General features: G+C 57.6%; 15 protein-coding genes and 1 tRNA gene. 3 read left to right on the top strand and 13 right to left on the bottom strand.

What is annotated here, in order from left to right; translation table 11 throughout:
• Positions 1–66: 66 nt before the first annotated feature.
• The 11 genes from CKW23_RS09125 to dapA form a co-directional block, all read right to left on the bottom strand.
• Positions 67–999, bottom strand: coding sequence for a D-2-hydroxyacid dehydrogenase (locus tag CKW23_RS09125; RefSeq protein WP_025261191.1), 933 nt, complete (start codon positions 997–999; stop codon positions 67–69).
• A 107-nt stretch (positions 1,000–1,106) separates the two neighbouring features.
• Entirely contained in the window at positions 1,107–1,400 is a 294-nt protein-coding gene (locus CKW23_RS09130; protein ID WP_025261192.1) for a YcgL domain-containing protein, read from the bottom strand.
• Complete coding sequence (rnd, locus tag CKW23_RS09135) at positions 1,397–2,530, bottom strand: ribonuclease D (RefSeq protein ID WP_025261193.1); 1,134 nt, start codon at positions 2,528–2,530, stop codon at positions 1,397–1,399. The genes CKW23_RS09130 and rnd overlap by 4 nt, the downstream gene beginning before the upstream one ends.
• A gap of 185 nt (positions 2,531–2,715) precedes the next feature.
• Positions 2,716–4,365 (bottom strand): phosphoethanolamine transferase, encoded by a 1,650-nt coding sequence (locus CKW23_RS09140; RefSeq protein ID WP_025261194.1) that lies wholly within the window; start codon positions 4,363–4,365, stop codon positions 2,716–2,718.
• Positions 4,366–4,603: 238 nt separating this feature from the next.
• Positions 4,604–6,295: an NAD-dependent malic enzyme gene (locus CKW23_RS09145; protein ID WP_095067459.1), complete on the bottom strand. Its 1,692-nt coding sequence runs from the start codon at positions 6,293–6,295 to the stop codon at positions 4,604–4,606.
• Positions 6,296–6,639: 344 nt separating this feature from the next.
• Positions 6,640–7,107, bottom strand: a complete 468-nt coding sequence (gene gvpU, locus CKW23_RS09150; protein WP_095067460.1) for a gas vesicle accessory protein GvpU — start codon at positions 7,105–7,107, stop codon at positions 6,640–6,642.
• Between the two features lie 163 nt (positions 7,108–7,270).
• Positions 7,271–7,360 (bottom strand) — tRNA-Ser (locus CKW23_RS09155).
• 92 nt (positions 7,361–7,452) lie between these two features.
• Positions 7,453–8,163 (bottom strand): phosphoribosylaminoimidazolesuccinocarboxamide synthase, encoded by a 711-nt coding sequence (gene purC, locus CKW23_RS09160; RefSeq protein WP_095067461.1) that lies wholly within the window; start codon positions 8,161–8,163, stop codon positions 7,453–7,455.
• A 28-nt stretch (positions 8,164–8,191) separates the two neighbouring features.
• Complete coding sequence (locus tag CKW23_RS09165) at positions 8,192–8,950, bottom strand: MBL fold metallo-hydrolase (RefSeq protein ID WP_095067462.1); 759 nt, start codon at positions 8,948–8,950, stop codon at positions 8,192–8,194.
• A complete protein-coding gene (bamC, locus tag CKW23_RS09170; RefSeq protein ID WP_095067463.1) occupies positions 8,951–10,066 on the bottom strand; it encodes an outer membrane protein assembly factor BamC in 1,116 nt (371 codons plus the stop codon).
• 18 nt (positions 10,067–10,084) lie between these two features.
• Positions 10,085–10,963, bottom strand: coding sequence for a 4-hydroxy-tetrahydrodipicolinate synthase (dapA, locus tag CKW23_RS09175; RefSeq protein ID WP_095067464.1), 879 nt, complete (start codon positions 10,961–10,963; stop codon positions 10,085–10,087).
• A 326-nt stretch (positions 10,964–11,289) separates the two neighbouring features.
• Here dapA and CKW23_RS09180 point away from each other — a divergent pair, with 326 nt between their 5' ends.
• Positions 11,290–11,853 carry a glycine cleavage system protein R gene (locus CKW23_RS09180; RefSeq protein WP_025261205.1) on the top strand — a complete coding sequence of 188 codons (564 nt, stop codon included), beginning with the start codon at positions 11,290–11,292 and terminating at the stop codon, positions 11,851–11,853.
• A 9-nt stretch (positions 11,854–11,862) separates the two neighbouring features.
• Positions 11,863–12,336: a peroxiredoxin gene (locus CKW23_RS09185; RefSeq protein ID WP_095067465.1), complete on the top strand. Its 474-nt coding sequence runs from the start codon at positions 11,863–11,865 to the stop codon at positions 12,334–12,336.
• Between the two features lie 45 nt (positions 12,337–12,381).
• Here the strand turns inward: CKW23_RS09185 and CKW23_RS09190 are convergent, their stop codons facing one another.
• Together CKW23_RS09190 and CKW23_RS09195 are read right to left on the bottom strand one after the other, a co-directional pair.
• Positions 12,382–13,452, bottom strand: a complete 1,071-nt coding sequence (locus tag CKW23_RS09190) for an AI-2E family transporter (protein ID WP_025261207.1) — start codon at positions 13,450–13,452, stop codon at positions 12,382–12,384.
• A 33-nt stretch (positions 13,453–13,485) separates the two neighbouring features.
• Positions 13,486–13,737, bottom strand: coding sequence for a sulfurtransferase TusA family protein (locus CKW23_RS09195; RefSeq protein WP_025261208.1), 252 nt, complete (start codon positions 13,735–13,737; stop codon positions 13,486–13,488).
• Between the two features lie 148 nt (positions 13,738–13,885).
• On the opposite strand from CKW23_RS09195, the gene CKW23_RS09200 reads away from it, so the two are divergent.
• On the top strand, positions 13,886–15,319 hold the full coding sequence (locus tag CKW23_RS09200; protein ID WP_025261209.1) for a M48 family metalloprotease: 1,434 nt from the start codon (positions 13,886–13,888) through the stop codon (positions 15,317–15,319).
• Position 15,320 lies beyond the last annotated feature (1 nt).

A 15,320-nucleotide genomic window follows, 5' to 3' on the forward strand; every position in this document is an offset into this window, starting at 1 on the left:
TTGCACGCTGCAAGCCTCAAGCTTTTGACTTGTCGCTTGCAGCTTTTAATTTGCAGCTAACGCTGTTCAATACCCCCGCGAAAAATCCACTTCTCCGCGCAGCGGCTCACCCGCCTGAAAGGCCTTGAGGTTATCGACGAACAATTCGGTCATGGCCACAGGCGATGTCGGGGCAGAACTGTGCCCGGTCAGCAGCAGGCCATAGGCGGTCCAGAACGGATGGCGCTGAGGCAGCGGCTCCTGACGGCAGACATCGATCACAGCGCCAGCCAGGTGCCCTTCCTTCAGGGCTTCCACCAGATCCGCATCGACCACCGCTACACCACGCCCGACGTTGATGAATAGCGCCGAGGGCTTGAATGCGGCGAACAGTCTTGCGTCATATAAATCGTGGGTTGCCGGTGTGTTGGGCAGCAGATTGATCACGTAATCCATGTCGCCAACCATCTGCTCCAGATCCGCCAGGGCACCGACTTCAATGAACGGTTCCTGGGCCCGCGCTTGCGAAGCGACGCCGTAGACCTGTACACCAAAAGGCACCAGGAACTGCGCGACACGCTGGCCGATATCTCCCGCGCCCACGATCAGAGCCTTGCGGCCATACAGACTCTGGCCGGGACGGTTATCCCATTTGCGTTCGACCTGGCTCATCAGGCGCGCCAGCACTTCACGTTCGTGGCCGAGCATGTAGGTCAACAGATACTCGGCCATGACCTGACCGAAGATACCGACCGCCCGCGTCAGTCGATAATCCCTGGATACGCCCTCGGCCAGCAACGGGGTAATCCCCGCCCAGGTCGATTGCAACCACTGCGGCTTGTGCCCCTGACGCAACAGATTGGCCAGCAGGTCAGGCTGTCCCAGCCAGACCTTGCATTCACCGGCCATGCGAGACAGCTCGGCAGAATCGCCGCTGCTCATGATTTCAACTTCGGGCGCTACCTTGCGCAACAGTTGGGTGTAGATGAGGTAATCGTGTTCGGCAATCAGAACGCGCATGTTTCAAAAACCTTAAAAACGGGACAAACAGCTGCAACAGCCATGGGCCAGTCAAGCCTGCGCGCCGCGAAAGCAGGCAGACCGGCACTACAGTGCGGCACAACGGATCAGACAGGATCGTTGCGGCGCAACAACTCTTCGGGCAAGTGCTGGATGTATTCCTCTTCGGCAGGCGGCATCTGCAAGTGATAGCCCTGGGTATCGAGGTTTTCCAGCACCTTGTTGATATCTTCACGAGCCAGCGCGCGCTCAGGACTGAGCACCAGGTCGAAAGCATGCTGAGGCGTGCCGAACGCAGCCAGTAACTCTACCGGTACACGCTTGAGCACATCGCTCTTGAGCACATACAGGTACATCTCGTTCTTTTTCGGGCTGCGATAAATGGAGCAAATACGTTTCAAGGCTGTTCTCCTGCATTGGCCAGGCTGTCGAGCAGCGCCTGGCCCATTAATTCGCGACGCCAGCCACGCAGCGAATCGGGCAATGTGTAAGGGCCATCGGGGTAGCCACTCTTGAGCAAGGCTTCGAGGGTCTTCTTGCGCAGCACGACCTCGGGGGCAATATTCAGTTGTTCAGCGTATTGCTGACCAATGGCCCGCAAGCCTTTGAGGATGCCGGAAGCCTCGATCGGCAAAGGCTCGGGCAACGCCTGCGGCCATTGATCCGGCGGCAGATTGCCGGACTTCTTGATCAGGTCCAGCAGGAACTCACCATCCTGGCGTACCGTACGCGGGTGCATGTCTTCGATTCGGGCCAGGGCACTCAGGTTGTCCGGCTGGGTCTTGGCAAGCGGCCACAACGAGTGCTCACGTACGATGCGATTGCGCGGCAGGTTACGCGAACGCGCCTGTATCTCGCGCCAGGCGCACAGCTCACGCAATACCGCCAACTGGGCACGAGACAGTTTCCAGGCCAGCTTGGCGTCGCGGTAAATTTCGTAGGGATCGGTTTCCCGGCGCAGGTTGGCGACCAACTCGGCACCATCCTCGAGAACCCAGAGGTATTTCTCGTCCGACAGGCGTGGCCGCAACAGACCGAAAAGCTCGGCCAGATGCACGGCATCTTCAGCGGCATAGCTGATCTGGGTTTCCGACAACGGGCGTTGCAGCCAGTCGGAACGGGTCTCGCCCTTGGGCAGGTCGATGTTCAGCACCTCCTGCACCAGACGCGAATAGCCCATGGAAAACCCGATGTTCAGGTAAGCGGCCGCCAGTTGGGTGTCGAACAGCGGAACCGGCAGGCTGCCCGTCAGGCGCAGCAGGACTTCCAGATCTTCGCTGCAAGCATGAACCACCTTGATGACGTCGGGGTTTTCAAGCAATGCGGACAGAGGCGTCCAGTCGCTGATGAGCAGCGGATCGATCAGCCAGGCGCTGGAACCGTCACCGATCTGTAGCAGCGCGGCAATAGGGTAAAAGGTGTCGACCCGCATGAACTCGGTGTCGAGCGCGACAAATGGCAGCGACTGCCACTGCGCGCACTGTCGGGCGAGGCTGTCGTCGTCGCGAATCCAATGAATATCGATGGCCACACGGCTCTCCCTTGATCAATGGCGCGCAGTATATATCGCCATAGGAGGTTTATCGCGCATCTGGCCTGAAACTCTTGGATATCTTCATGTGAATCGCCGGGAAACAGCAGGCTGGCGATCCATGAGCTGCGAGGTACCTGGGACAAGGCCTGTCCGGTCAAGCGCCTCACCCTCAGAATCATGAATTACCTGTTGATTGCCACGCCATTGCCGATCGAACTTCTGCAACCGGAAAACATGTCCAGACTCGGGTCATAAACCTTGGTGTCAACTCTCAACAAGCCCAGCATGGAATGAAAGAGATTGTCCTGACTCAACGGCGCATTACGCTCCCTGGCCAGGCACTCCGGATTGACGGCAAAAGACTTCTGATAGTTATCGGACAACCATATCATCATCGGTACATGTTTCTGTTGATCCGGCGCCAACATATAAGGAGTGCCATGCAGGAAGAGATTATATTCGCCCAGAGACTCACCATGATCCGAGAGATACAACATAGCAGTGTCGACCTTGTCCTGACGACTGCGCAACATATCGATCAATGTGGACAGCACGTGATCGGTATATAAGAGGGTATTGTCATAACCGTTGACAATACTCTCACGACTGCAGTTGTTCAGCGCATTGCTTTCACAGACAGGCGTAAACTTCTCGAACGCCTTTGGGTAACGCTTGAAATACTCCGGCCCGTGGCTGCCCATCTGGTGCAGTACCAGTACGGTGTCTTTATCCAGACTGTCGATAAACGTGTCGAGCCCTTGCAGCAGGATCTCGTCCCGGCATTCATTGTTGGCGCACAGTAACGGGTCCTTGAGGTTGCTGACATCCTGGAAAGCAACGCGATCACACGTGCCTTTACAGCCAGACTGGTTATCGCGCCATATCACTTCAAGACCTGCACGTTTCAGCACATCCAGCAGCCCTTCCTGATTGCGCGCCCTGGTCGCGTTGTAATCCTTGCGTCCCATATTGGAAAACATGCAAGGCACCGACACTGCCGTCTCGGTGCCGCACGAATACACATCGGTAAATGCCACCAGACCGCTCTGTTTATTGAGCTTTGGCGTGGTATTGCGGCCATAGCCCAGAATGCCGAAATTCTCCGCCCGGGCACTTTCACCCACCACCAGGACCGTCAGGGATTTGCGAGTATGCGTCGACCAGTCCGGCGAGCGCCTGGCATCTTCGCCAATTGCCAGAAACGGACGCCGGGACGAAATGATCTGCTCGCTCAGATAGCCAACCGAGGCACCAATATAGTTGCTCGGCACGACCATCAGGCGCAGCTCATGGTGATTGCGAAACAGCGACGACAGCCCCTGATAATTCGCCAGCGCGACTCCACCAATCGACACCGAGCAGATAAAACAGACCAGCACCTTGCTGAACAGCTCACGGTGCCAGCGGCGATAGTTGATCGGGGTTTGCCACAGCAATACTGACGGCAGAAGCCCCAGCAGGACGATGTAAATCACCAGTTTCAGGGACAGCAGGCCTTGAACTTCGGTAGGATTGGTTTCCGCAAAGTTACGAAACATGCCAGCATCAATCATGACGCCGTATTCGCTCATGAAATAAGAAACAGCAGCACTGGCAAAAAACAGAAAAACCAACACCGGCTTGAGTACACGTCTGAATGAAAACAGTGTCAGAAAAACATTGAACACGCAAAAGATCATCACACCAAAAGCAATGCGCATGGCAATACCTTTACTGCTCCCTCCCGTGATTTCAAAAAGATGCTGCCAAAGATTGGCGTTATAACCGAACAACAAAAAGGCACTGGCAATCAACGTAACAACTTCTGGACGTACAGCCTTGATTTTCAGCATTGACAGTCTGCTTATATAATTTTTTATCGAGTATAGATTGAACCAGACGGCCCATCCATGCGCAGACTTTAGGCGGCATCCTATCAATTTTTTGTGAAAAGAACGCGAATAACTGGTCGAATTAAACTTATTTCATTGTAGGAAAAAACCTTCAAGAAACCCGCACCATAATCCCGGCATAAAAAATGGCCCGTCACGAGCACGCTCGCGAAGGGCCATTCAGTAGTAACGCTTACTGTCAGACGGAGCGACGACGGTAGCCGCGATACTCAGGCACCCAGAAGTTACGCTCGATGGCCTCCAGCAGTACTTCATCCGACGTCTCAAGGGCCAGACCTTCAGCCTGAGCTTCCTTGGCCACAGCAAAGGCGATCTTGCGACTGACCTGCTGGATTTCCTTGAGCGGCGGCAGAACCGCATCGCCAAGCCCGGACACCATCGGCGAGCATTCGGCCAATGCATTGGAAGCCGCCATCAGCATCCGGTCAGTGATACGCGAAGCCTTGCAAGCCACCACACCCAGACCGATGCCCGGGAAAATATAGGAGTTGTTGCACTGCGCGATATGCACGGTACGACCATTGATCTCCACAGGCGCAAACGGGCTGCCGGTGGCAACCAGCGCATTGCCATCGGTCCAGCGCAGGATCTCTTCAGGCGTGGCTTCGACCTTGGAGGTCGGGTTCGACAGCGGCATGACCAGCGGCTTGGCACAATGCTTGTGCAACTCACGGATCACTTGCTCAGTGAACAGACCACGCTGGCCCGAAACACCGATCAGCACCGTCGCACCGGCATGCGTCACCACATCGAGCAACTGCGGGAAAGCTTCACCGCCCGTAGCCCAACCCGCAACATCACCCGCCTTGTGGGCCAGGCGCTGCTGGAAGTCCAGCAGGTTATCCATGCCCTCGGTCAGCAAGCCGAAACGGTCGACCATGAAAATACGCTGACGCGCTTCGATTTCGCTCAGGCCTTCGATCTTCATCGCAGCAATGATGTGCTCGGCAATCCCGCAACCGGCAGAACCCGCGCCCAGGAACACGACCTTCTGCTGGCCAAGGGTCTCGTTCTTGGCCTTGCAGGCAGCCAGCAAGGTGCCCACGGCCACCGATGCAGTGCCCTGAATATCGTCGTTGAAGCAGCACAGCTCGTCGCGATACTTCTCCAGCAGCGGCATGGCGTTGGACTGAGCGAAATCCTCGAACTGCAACAACACATCCGGCCAGCGACGCTGCACGGCCTCAATGAACGTTGCGATGAAATCGTCATATTCCTTGCCGGTCACCCGCTCATGACGCCAGCCCATGTACATCGGGTCGTCGAGCAATTCGCGGTTATTGGTACCGACATCCAGCACGATCGGCAACGTATAGGCTGGGCTGATGCCACCACAAGCGGTGTACAACGACAGTTTGCCGATCGGAATGCCCATGCCGCCGATCCCCTGGTCGCCCAGGCCCAGAATGCGCTCGCTATCGGTGACAACGATGATTTTGATGCGGTCTTTGGTGGCGCTGCGCAGGATGTCGTCGATGCGGTCGCGTTCAGGGTAGGAAATGAACAGCCCGCGGTGCGTGCGGTAGATCTTGGAGAATTCCTGACACGCCTGACCGACCGTCGGGGTGTAGATAATCGGCAGCATCTCGTCCAGATGCGAGTCCAGCAGGCGGAAGAACAGAGTCTCGTTGTTGTCCTGGATCGAACGCAGATAAATATGCTTGTCCAGGTCGCTGGCGCACTGCTTGTACTGGCTGTACACCCTGGTGACTTGCTCTTCGATCGTCTCTACGTTCTGCGGCAGCAGCCCGATCAAATTGAATTCGACCCGCTCTTGCGGGGTAAAAGCACTCCCCTTGTTCAGAAGGGGCATTTCCAGCAGCGAGGGGCCAGCATAGGAAATGTACAAAGGTCGCGAAGTGTTGGTCATTTTTTCTAATCGCCTTTTTTCGTCTACTCATTAATTCTGGGTATCGACCGGGGCGGGCAGCCTGGCTCTCTGTTTCTTGTTCTTCTTCTGGTTGCCAGTTTTCTATCAGGCCATTCCGGGCATAAAAATCGAATGGCCCATATTACCTGCGATAGAGCCGGTTGCGGCATTTTGTCGCGCAAAACATGGCCAAATGATGTCTCAATGTAAAAAACAGACCTCGCTTTCTGACCCGCAAAGGGCATGATTCACGGGTGCACAAGAAGAAATAGCCCCCATGCTGATTCAGTCAGCTCCAAACAAAAAGCCCCGGAAATACCGGGGCCATTCTGCGTTTCAGTGGGTCACTTTCGAGCAATCAGACCGATGGTGAAGCCATCGACAGCGGCAATCCTGCCGCGCCACAGCACGCCCGCATCGCAGATCGGGCTTTCATCGGTCGAGTAGGTTCTGCAGTCCTTCAAATGGATGAAGTGAAACGCTGGAGTATCTTCATTGGACTCACCTGGCTTGAAAGACAGGATCATCTCCTTCATCGACTCGTCAGTACCATTATTGAACTGGGAGAAAGGTGCAGAGATATCTGCTGCCAGTTGCTCAAAGTAGGCATCATGGGAAATCAGATGGCCGGAAACGAGATTCCCGCCTACCGACAGGGTAATCCCCAGTTCCACCTTGGTGTTTGCAACGAATTTGACAAGCCACTGAAGCAGCCAATCGATCTGCTTGCCCTGCCACTTGAACTGGGCGATTACATCATCATGACTTTGGCTGGGAGACGGTTGCGATTGCACCTGGTTTACGTCCGACATCTGATAGCTCCTTGCACCACAAAACGTGAGATTTGGCTCTACCACACCTTAGCTGAAAAAAAGTAAAGGAGCGGTGGGAGGCGGGATTTCTTGAAGATCCGTGAAGCGCACCCCAGAAAACAGAAAAGCCCCGTAGACAGAATCTACGGGGCTTTTCAATGTATGGCGGAGAGATAGGGATTCGAACCCTAGGTACCGGTGAAGGTACAACGGATTTCGAATCCGTCCCATTCGGCCACTCTGGCATCTCTCCAACGGCGCGCATGATAACAGCATCGGCGCGCAAGGCGAAGCCCTTTACGCTAATTTTTTTCGTGCTATCAAGCGCTTGCGTAACTTTTTGCCTTAAAGCGGGACGCCCAGGCGGTTTGCGACTTCTTCGTAGGCTTCGATGACGTCACCCAGGCCCTGGCGGAAGCGGTCCTTGTCCATCTTTTTACGGGTGTCCTTGTCCCACAGGCGGCAGCCGTCAGGGCTGAATTCGTCGCCCAGGACGATCTCGCCGTGGAATACGCCGAACTCGAGCTTGAAGTCGACCAGCAGCAGGCCTGCGTCATCGAACAGCTTGCTGAGCACTTCGTTGACCTTGAGCGACAGCTCTTTCATGCGAACCAGTTGCTCGGCGGTGCCCCAACCGAATGCCACGACGTGGGATTCGTTGATGAACGGGTCGCCCTTGGCGTCGTCCTTGAGGAACAGCTCGAAGGTGTACGGATCGAGTTTGGTACCCTCTTCCACACCCAGGCGCTTGACCAGGCTGCCGGCAGCGTAGTTACGCACGACGCACTCGACCGGGATCATGTCCAGCTTCTTGACCAGACACTCGTTGTCGCCCAGCAGCTTGTCGAATTGGGTCGGCACGCCCGCTTCTTCCAGCTTCTGCATGATGAAGGCGTTGAACTTGTTGTTCACCATGCCTTTACGGTCCAGTTGTTCGATGCGCTTGCCGTCGAACGCCGAGGTGTCGTTGCGAAACAGCAGGATCAAGCGGTCAGCGTCGTCGGTCTTGTAAACCGATTTGGCTTTGCCGCGGTAGAGTTCTTCACGTTTTTCCATGATGGGCTCCGCTTGCTAAGTAGTTGGGCTAGGCGATATGTCGCCAGTCGAGCCCTGAATCTTGATCGGCCAGTTCCAGCCAGTCCGGGTCGCACCCCAGAGTGTCGGCAAAACATTGCCGGGCCAGATACGGCAGGTTGTTCTTGCTGCTGAGATGGGCCAGCACCAGATGCTGCAGATCCCTCCATCCCAGTTCGCTCACCAGGCTTGCGGCCTGATGATTGTTCAAATGTCCTGTTTCGCCTCCCACACGCTGCTTGAGAAAGACCGGATAACGGCCCCGGGCAAGCATGTCGCGACAATGGTTGGCCTCGATCATCAAGGCATCCAGGCCATGATAGCTTTGCAGCACGTTGGGACAGTAAGACCCAAGGTCGGTCAGCAGGCCGAAACGGCGGCGTCCGTCATTGAAGACGAACTGGGTAGGCTCCAGCGCATCATGGGCGACGGACACCACATCGATGCCCAACGCGCCCACCTGCAACCTTTGACCACCCTCCACCACCCCGGCGGCTTCGACCGGCTTGCGCATCCCGCGCAAGGTCCCGCGACTGAGATAGACCGGCACATTGTACTGCCGAGACAGCAAACCCACGCCATGCACATGATCGGCATGTTCGTGGGTCACCAGAATGGCACTCAATTGTCTGGCGCTGACTCCCAGTCGCGCCAGACGCCGTTCGGTTTCCCGCAGGGAGAAACCGCAATCGACCAGCACGTACGTATCGTTGCTTGCGACCAGCGTGCCGTTGCCACGGCTGCCGCTGCCCAGAACAGCGAAACGCACTTAACCCAGGTTGTCTTGAATGACGCTCAAGACCCTGCGAGCGACGTCGGCCGGCGCAACGGTGTTGATGTTTTTCTCGACAGTCACCTGCACGCTGTCACCCACCTTGCTCAGGCGGACCTGATAGCGCTCGGCACGGGCTTCGATTTCTTCCTTGCTGGACTTGCTGCCAAACAGGCGACCGAAGAAACCTGGCTCGTTCGCAGGCGTGTTGGCCTTCTCTGCCAGGTTGATGTAGTACAGACCAAGGCTGCGGTTGATGTCTTCAACGCGCCATTCGCCCTGATCCAGCGCACGACCGACACTCGACCATGCACGGTCCAGATCGGCACCGACGGTCAGAACCGGGTTGCCGCTGCCGTCTTCGCTCAGCGCTACACGGCTCGGCGTATCGTAGTCACGCGCAGCCACCAGAGACACCGAACCACCCTTCTCGGCGTTGCGGCTCATGCTGGCCAGCAGGTCGTCGGTCAGTGCGGCGTCGAGGCCGATGTTGGTCGTGCGCGGCGGGAAACCGACGTCGGCAGTGCTGCCAGCCGGACGCTCGACGCTGACCACGTAGACTTCACTGGTATTGCGCTGCACGCCCGGTTCGATACGAACCCGCACGCGGGTTTCGGAATCGGCCGATACGCCGCTGGCCGTCAGGCGCTTGGCGACCGAAGCGGACAGCTCGTCCAGACGCTGCCAGGTGGTGCTGAATTCGCCGGTCTGTGGACGCTCTTCAGCGATACGGAAACCGTTGTCTTCAAAATACTGATGCGCCACCGGCCAGACTTCGGCAGGCGGACGCTGAGCCAGAACCCAATGGGCATCGCCGCTCTTCTGCAAGCTGAAATCGCTCGATTCTGAGGCTACCGACAGAGGCAGCGGACGAGGCACCTTGTACTCGCCCTTCACGGTGCTGTCAGCCACGTTGCGAGGGATCGGCAGCAGCGGATCCAGACGCTTGGTGTTGGAGATGTCGGCAGGCACCTGCATCGGTGCGGTCTGGGTTGCTTCCAGATAGTCACTGCCGCGATCGCGGAAGTAACCCTCTTGCCCCCATAGCCAACCGCAACCACTGGTGCTGGAGATAATCAAGGCTAGTGCGGAAAGTCCGGCCAGTCGCTTCATTGCGTAATGCTTCCTCAATTAAACCAATACGCCGGACTGGCGCATGGCCTGACGCAGCGGTTCGTGACAGGCTTCGCTGAGCCAGGTGAGCGGCAGACGGATACCGTCTGGCATCAGACCCATTTCATGCAGAGCCCATTTCACGGGAATGGGGTTGGATTCGATAAACAGGGTGTTATTGACCGGCATCAGCTTTTCATGGATGGCACGTGCCGTTTCGGCATCGCCACGCATGGCAGCGGCGCACAGCTCGCTCATAGCACGCGGCGCGATGTTGGCAGTCACGGAAATGTTGCCCTTGCCGCCCAGCAGCATGAGTTCGACGGCCGTGGCGTCATCGCCGGAATAGAGCAGGAAGTCGCTGCTCACGCCTGCCAGGATGTCCTTGGCGCGCTGCAGGTTACCCGTGGCTTCCTTGATGCCGATGATGTTCTGGACCTTCGACAGGCGCACGACAGTCTCGGGCAACATGTCACAAGCTGTACGCCCAGGCACGTTGTAGAGGATCTGCGGGATGTCGACTGCCTTGGCGATGTGGCTGAAATGCTGGAACAGGCCTTCTTGCGTAGGCTTGTTGTAGTAAGGCGTTACCAGCAGGCATGCATCGGCGCCTGCGGTCTTGGCGTTGGTCGTCAGTTCGACGGCTTCGCGCGTGGAGTTCGCACCAGTACCTGCAATGACAGGGATACGCCCTGCAACCTGAGTGACCACACGACGAATGACTTCGATGTGTTCGCTCACATCGAGTGTCGCCGACTCACCTGTAGTGCCGACGGCAACAATGGCGTTGGTGCCCTCTTGCAAGTGGAAGTCCACCAGTTTGCTCAGGCTGTCCCAGTCCAGACGACCTTGTGCATCCATGGGTGTGACCAGTGCCACCATACTGCCCGCAATCATGCAACCGCTCCTGCCGGAAAAAGAGAGCCGTAATGGTACTGGCGCCATCAGCCTTGTACAAGCGAAGTACCGCACTGTGAGCATTCCCCTGAGCGATGGTTTTCGCTACCCTTCGTCCTTTGATCGTTACTGGTCATCTGCGCACCTCGTTCAATCGATCGTTTTTTGTCGCCAACCCCCTTGTGCCAGCGCGTTGCAGCCCTACCATGGCCGTGCCATGCAGGCGTTCAACGACGGGGCCCGGGTTGGTACCTTGCGCTCACGATCGTCGAAACAGCCCGGCAGAGCCCAAAAAGTACCGACCGCTCATCGCTTAGGAATGCTGCATGTCGTCCACCCCCACAGTTCGCGAACAATTCCTTGTTATCAGTGCCCTTGGCGCAAACCCTATGGAGCTGACCAACGTCCTGTGCCGCGCCAGCCATGAAAACCGCTGCTCGGTCGTCAGCTCCCGCCTGACCCGTCACGGTGAGTGCAGCGCGCTGATCCTCCAGGTCTCTGGTAGCTGGGATGCCCTGGCCCGTCTCGAGACAGGCCTGCCGGGGCTGTCGAAAAAGCACGCCTTCACCATCAGTGTCGTGCGCAGCGCCACGCTCGAAAGCCGTCCTGAAGCCCTGCCTTACGTGGCGTACGTCAGCTCGGCCTATCGTCCGGACATCATCAACGAACTGTGCCAGTTCTTCATCGACCACAACGTCGAGCTGGAAAACCTGATCTGCGATACCTACCTGGCTCCGCAGACCGGTGGCACCATGCTCAACGCGACGTTCACGGTCACGCTGCCGGCAGGCACCCAGATCAGCTGGTTGCGCGACCAGTTCCTGGACTTCGCCGACGCACTGAACCTCGATGCGCTGATCGAACCATGGCGCCCGCAAGCCCCCATGTAAGGAGTTCTCATGGCAGTAGCAGTAGATCAACCCGTTCCCGATTTCCAGGCCCCCGCCACCAGCGGGCAGGCTGTCAGCCTTGCCGGGCTCAAGGGCCAGCAGGTCGTCATTTATTTCTACCCCAAGGACAATACGCCGGGCTGCACCACCCAGGGCCAGAACTTCCGTGACAGCATCGCGCAGTTCCAGGCGGCCAATACTGTGGTTTTCGGCGTATCGCGCGACAGCCTCAAGGCCCACGAGAACTTCAAGGCCAAGCAGGAGTTTCCCTTCGAGCTGATTTCCGACAAGGACGAAGCCCTGTGCCAGTTGTTCGACGTCATCAAGCTCAAGAAGCTTTATGGCAAGGAATATCTGGGCGTTGATCGCAGCACCTTCCTGATCGACAGGAATGGCGTACTGCGCAAGGAATGGCGTGGCGTGAAAGTCCCGGGCCACGTGGACGAAGTACTGGCAGAAGCTCAGGCCCTGAACAAGGCCTGATCATCCGGCCACCTTGCTGCGGCGCGCAATACGCCGCAGCAATCGCTACAACATCGGCGCTACGCTCGGCTCATTGCGCGGCCAGGCGTCGAGAACGGCCTTGAACAGGGTCGCCAGCGGAATCGCAAAGAATATCCCCCAGAAGCCCCACAGCCCGCCAAACAGCAGCACGGCGCAGATGATCGCCACCGGATGCAGATTGACGGCCTCCGAGAACAGCAGCGGCACCAGCACGTTACCGTCCAGCGCCTGAATGATGCCGTGCACCATCATCAGATAGATGAACTGATCACCCCAGCCCCATTGAAACAGACCGATCAGCGCCACCGGCACCGTGACCACCACCGCGCCCACATAAGGCACGACCACCGACACACCCACCAGCATCGCCAGCAGCGCGGCGTAGTTGAGGCCAAGCGCCACAAATGCCACGTAGGTCACGCCGCCACAGATGAAGATCTCGATGACCTTGCCACGAATGTAGTTAGCGATCTGGCGATTCATTTCCTCGGCGACACGGGTCAGCAAGGCACGCTCACGAGGCAGATAGCCACGTACCCAGCGGCCGATCATCTGGCGGTCCTTGAGGAAAAAGAACACCAGGATGGGCACCAGAACCAGATAGATCATGAGGTTGACCAGCAATGGCAGGCTGGACAGGGAAAACGTCAGCGCCAGTTGGCCGATCTTGCCGATTTCGCCACGAGCCGCTTCGATGGCTTGCAGCACTTGCACGTCCGAAACCAGGTGCGGGTAACGCTCCGGCAGCAACAACAGGAGCGACTGCCATTTGGCGAGCATGCCCGGCAACTCGTTGAACAGGGTGATCAACTGATGCCAGAGCAACGGGACCAGCACCAGCAGGAAGACCAGCAACACGCCGATGAACAGGGCGAATACCAGACCGACCGCCCCCACTTCCGGCATGCGCAGGCGTTCCAGAAAGTTGACAACGCCCTGCATCAGAAACGCCAGAACCAGCCCGGCCAGAACAGGAGCCAGCATGCCTCCCAGTGTCAGGACCAGGGTGAATGCCAGAAACAGCAGGACTGCCAGTACAACCGCTTCCTCATCGGAGAAATACAGCTGCACCCAATTGCGAAGCACCTTGAACATCAAACATCCTTTCGAGAAAAAACGGGCTGTGATTTACGCCTTGCGCAACCAATAGCTGTAGATGCCTTCATTGGCCTCTTCATGCAGCAATACATGGCCTGCCAGCCTGGCAAAGGTTCTGAAATCACGCTGCGATCCCGCGTCGGTCGCAATGACTTTCAGAACCGCACCACTGGGCAGGCGATTGAGTTCCATCTTGGCCTTGAGCAGCGGCAACGGGCAATTGAGGCCACAGGCATCGAGTTCGGCATCGCAGACCTCGGGGCGCGTTACAGCGTCAGACATCGTTTCTCTCCAGGCGGACACATCAAGTTAAAAAGTATTCGAAAAAATGCATGCAGACATTTCAGACAGAACGAGAAGAATACCTCACTCTGGTCAGCACGCCATTGAGCCAGCTACAGTAAGCGTTCTCCAGCCTAGAGCCTCGTGCATGAATTTCCTGCGTCCTACACTGCTCACGCTCGCCTGCCTGCTCGCCACGCCGAGCATGGCTGATGATTTACCATCTCTTGGCGACGCCAGCTCTTCCATCGTTTCGCCCGAACAGGAGCACCAGCTGGGCCGTGCCTGGCTGGGCATGCTGCGTGCCCAGGTGGGTCAACTGTCCGACCCGCAGCTCAAGGACTTCGTCGAAACATCGGTCTATCGCCTCGCCGAAACCAGTCAGGTCCAGGACCGGCGCCTTGAGTTCATCCTCATCAACAGCCCACAACTGAACGCCTTTGCGGCGCCCGGTGGGATCATCGGGGTCAACGGCGGACTGTTTCTCAACGCCCAGACCGAAGGCGAATATGCCTCGGTCATGGCCCACGAACTGGCTCACCTGTCACAGCGCCACTTTGCCCGTGGTGTCGAAGCCCAGCAGCGCATGCAGGTTCCCGTAATGGCCGCCATGCTGGCCGGTATCGTCATGGCCGCAGCAGGTGCGGGTGATGCCGGCATCGCAGCCATTGCCGGTTCACAGGCCGCTGCGATCCAGGAGCAGCGCCGATTCTCGCGCCAGAACGAACAGGAAGCGGATCGCATCGGCATCATGAACCTGGAAAAAGCCGGGTATGACCCTCGCAACATGCCGACCATGTTCGAGCGTCTCATGCGCCAGTATCGATTCGATGCCAGACCACCGGAATTCCTGCTGACTCACCCGGTCAGCGAATCGCGTATCGCCGACACCCGCAACCGCGCCGAGCAGGCCAAACCGGGCGGCAAGGAAGACAGCCTTCTCTATCAACTGATGCGGGCCAGGGTCGCGCTGATCTATGAGGAAACCCCGGGGATCTCCGCCAAGCGCTTCCGCGCCCAACTGGTTGAAAACCCCAACTCCGATTCGGCACGCTACGGGCTGGCAATCGCGCAGATCAAGGCCGGGCAGCTCAATGAAGCCCGTGAAGAGCTCAAGCCGCTCTTGGCCAAGGCGCCCAACGACATCACCTACAACCTGACCCAGATCGATCTGGACATCACCAACAATCGTCTGGCAGATGCCCAGCAACGGGTTGACCGGATGCTCACGCTGTATCCGAACAACTATCCCCTGAACGATGTGCGGATCGACGTGCTGCTCAAGCAGAACCGCACCGCAGAAGCCGAAAAAGCACTGGAAGCGCTGCTCAAGACCCGCTCAGACGATCCGGACATCTGGTACGTAGTGGCCGAAACAAGGGGCCTGAATGGCAACACCATCGGCCTGCATCAGGCCCGCGCCGAATACTTCGCCCTGGTCGGCGACTTCCGGCAGGCCATTCAGCAACTGGATTTCGCCAAGCGTCGTGCCAGCAACAACTTCCAGCTGGCTTCCCGGATCGATGCCCGGCAGAAAGACCTGATCGAACAGGAACGAATGGTCAAGGACATGATGAACTGAT

The sequence above is a fragment of the Pseudomonas sp. Irchel 3A18 genome (assembly GCF_900187465.1).
GTDB classification, from domain to species: domain Bacteria; phylum Pseudomonadota; class Gammaproteobacteria; order Pseudomonadales; family Pseudomonadaceae; genus Aquipseudomonas; species Aquipseudomonas cichorii.

Bases quoted from the DNA above. Each gene is read 5' to 3' on its own strand.
- CKW23_RS09185 (WP_095067465.1), top strand. From the start codon at position 11,863: ATGGCAGTAGCAGTAGATCAACCCGTTCCCGATTTCCAGGCCCCCGCC.
- CKW23_RS09140 (WP_025261194.1), bottom strand. From the start codon at position 4,365: ATGCTGAAAATCAAGGCTGTACGTCCAGAAGTTGTTACGTTGATTGCC.
- CKW23_RS09190 (WP_025261207.1), bottom strand. From the start codon at position 13,452: ATGTTCAAGGTGCTTCGCAATTGGGTGCAGCTGTATTTCTCCGATGAG.
- CKW23_RS09195 (WP_025261208.1), bottom strand. From the start codon at position 13,737: ATGTCTGACGCTGTAACGCGCCCCGAGGTCTGCGATGCCGAACTCGAT.
- CKW23_RS09125 (WP_025261191.1), bottom strand. From the start codon at position 999: ATGCGCGTTCTGATTGCCGAACACGATTACCTCATCTACACCCAACTG.
- dapA (WP_095067464.1), bottom strand. From the start codon at position 10,963: ATGATTGCGGGCAGTATGGTGGCACTGGTCACACCCATGGATGCACAA.
- purC (WP_095067461.1), bottom strand. From the start codon at position 8,163: ATGGAAAAACGTGAAGAACTCTACCGCGGCAAAGCCAAATCGGTTTAC.
- CKW23_RS09200 (WP_025261209.1), top strand. From the start codon at position 13,886: ATGAATTTCCTGCGTCCTACACTGCTCACGCTCGCCTGCCTGCTCGCC.
- CKW23_RS09180 (WP_025261205.1), top strand. From the start codon at position 11,290: ATGTCGTCCACCCCCACAGTTCGCGAACAATTCCTTGTTATCAGTGCC.
- gvpU (WP_095067460.1), bottom strand. From the start codon at position 7,107: ATGTCGGACGTAAACCAGGTGCAATCGCAACCGTCTCCCAGCCAAAGT.
- bamC (WP_095067463.1), bottom strand. From the start codon at position 10,066: ATGAAGCGACTGGCCGGACTTTCCGCACTAGCCTTGATTATCTCCAGC.
- CKW23_RS09145 (WP_095067459.1), bottom strand. From the start codon at position 6,295: ATGACCAACACTTCGCGACCTTTGTACATTTCCTATGCTGGCCCCTCG.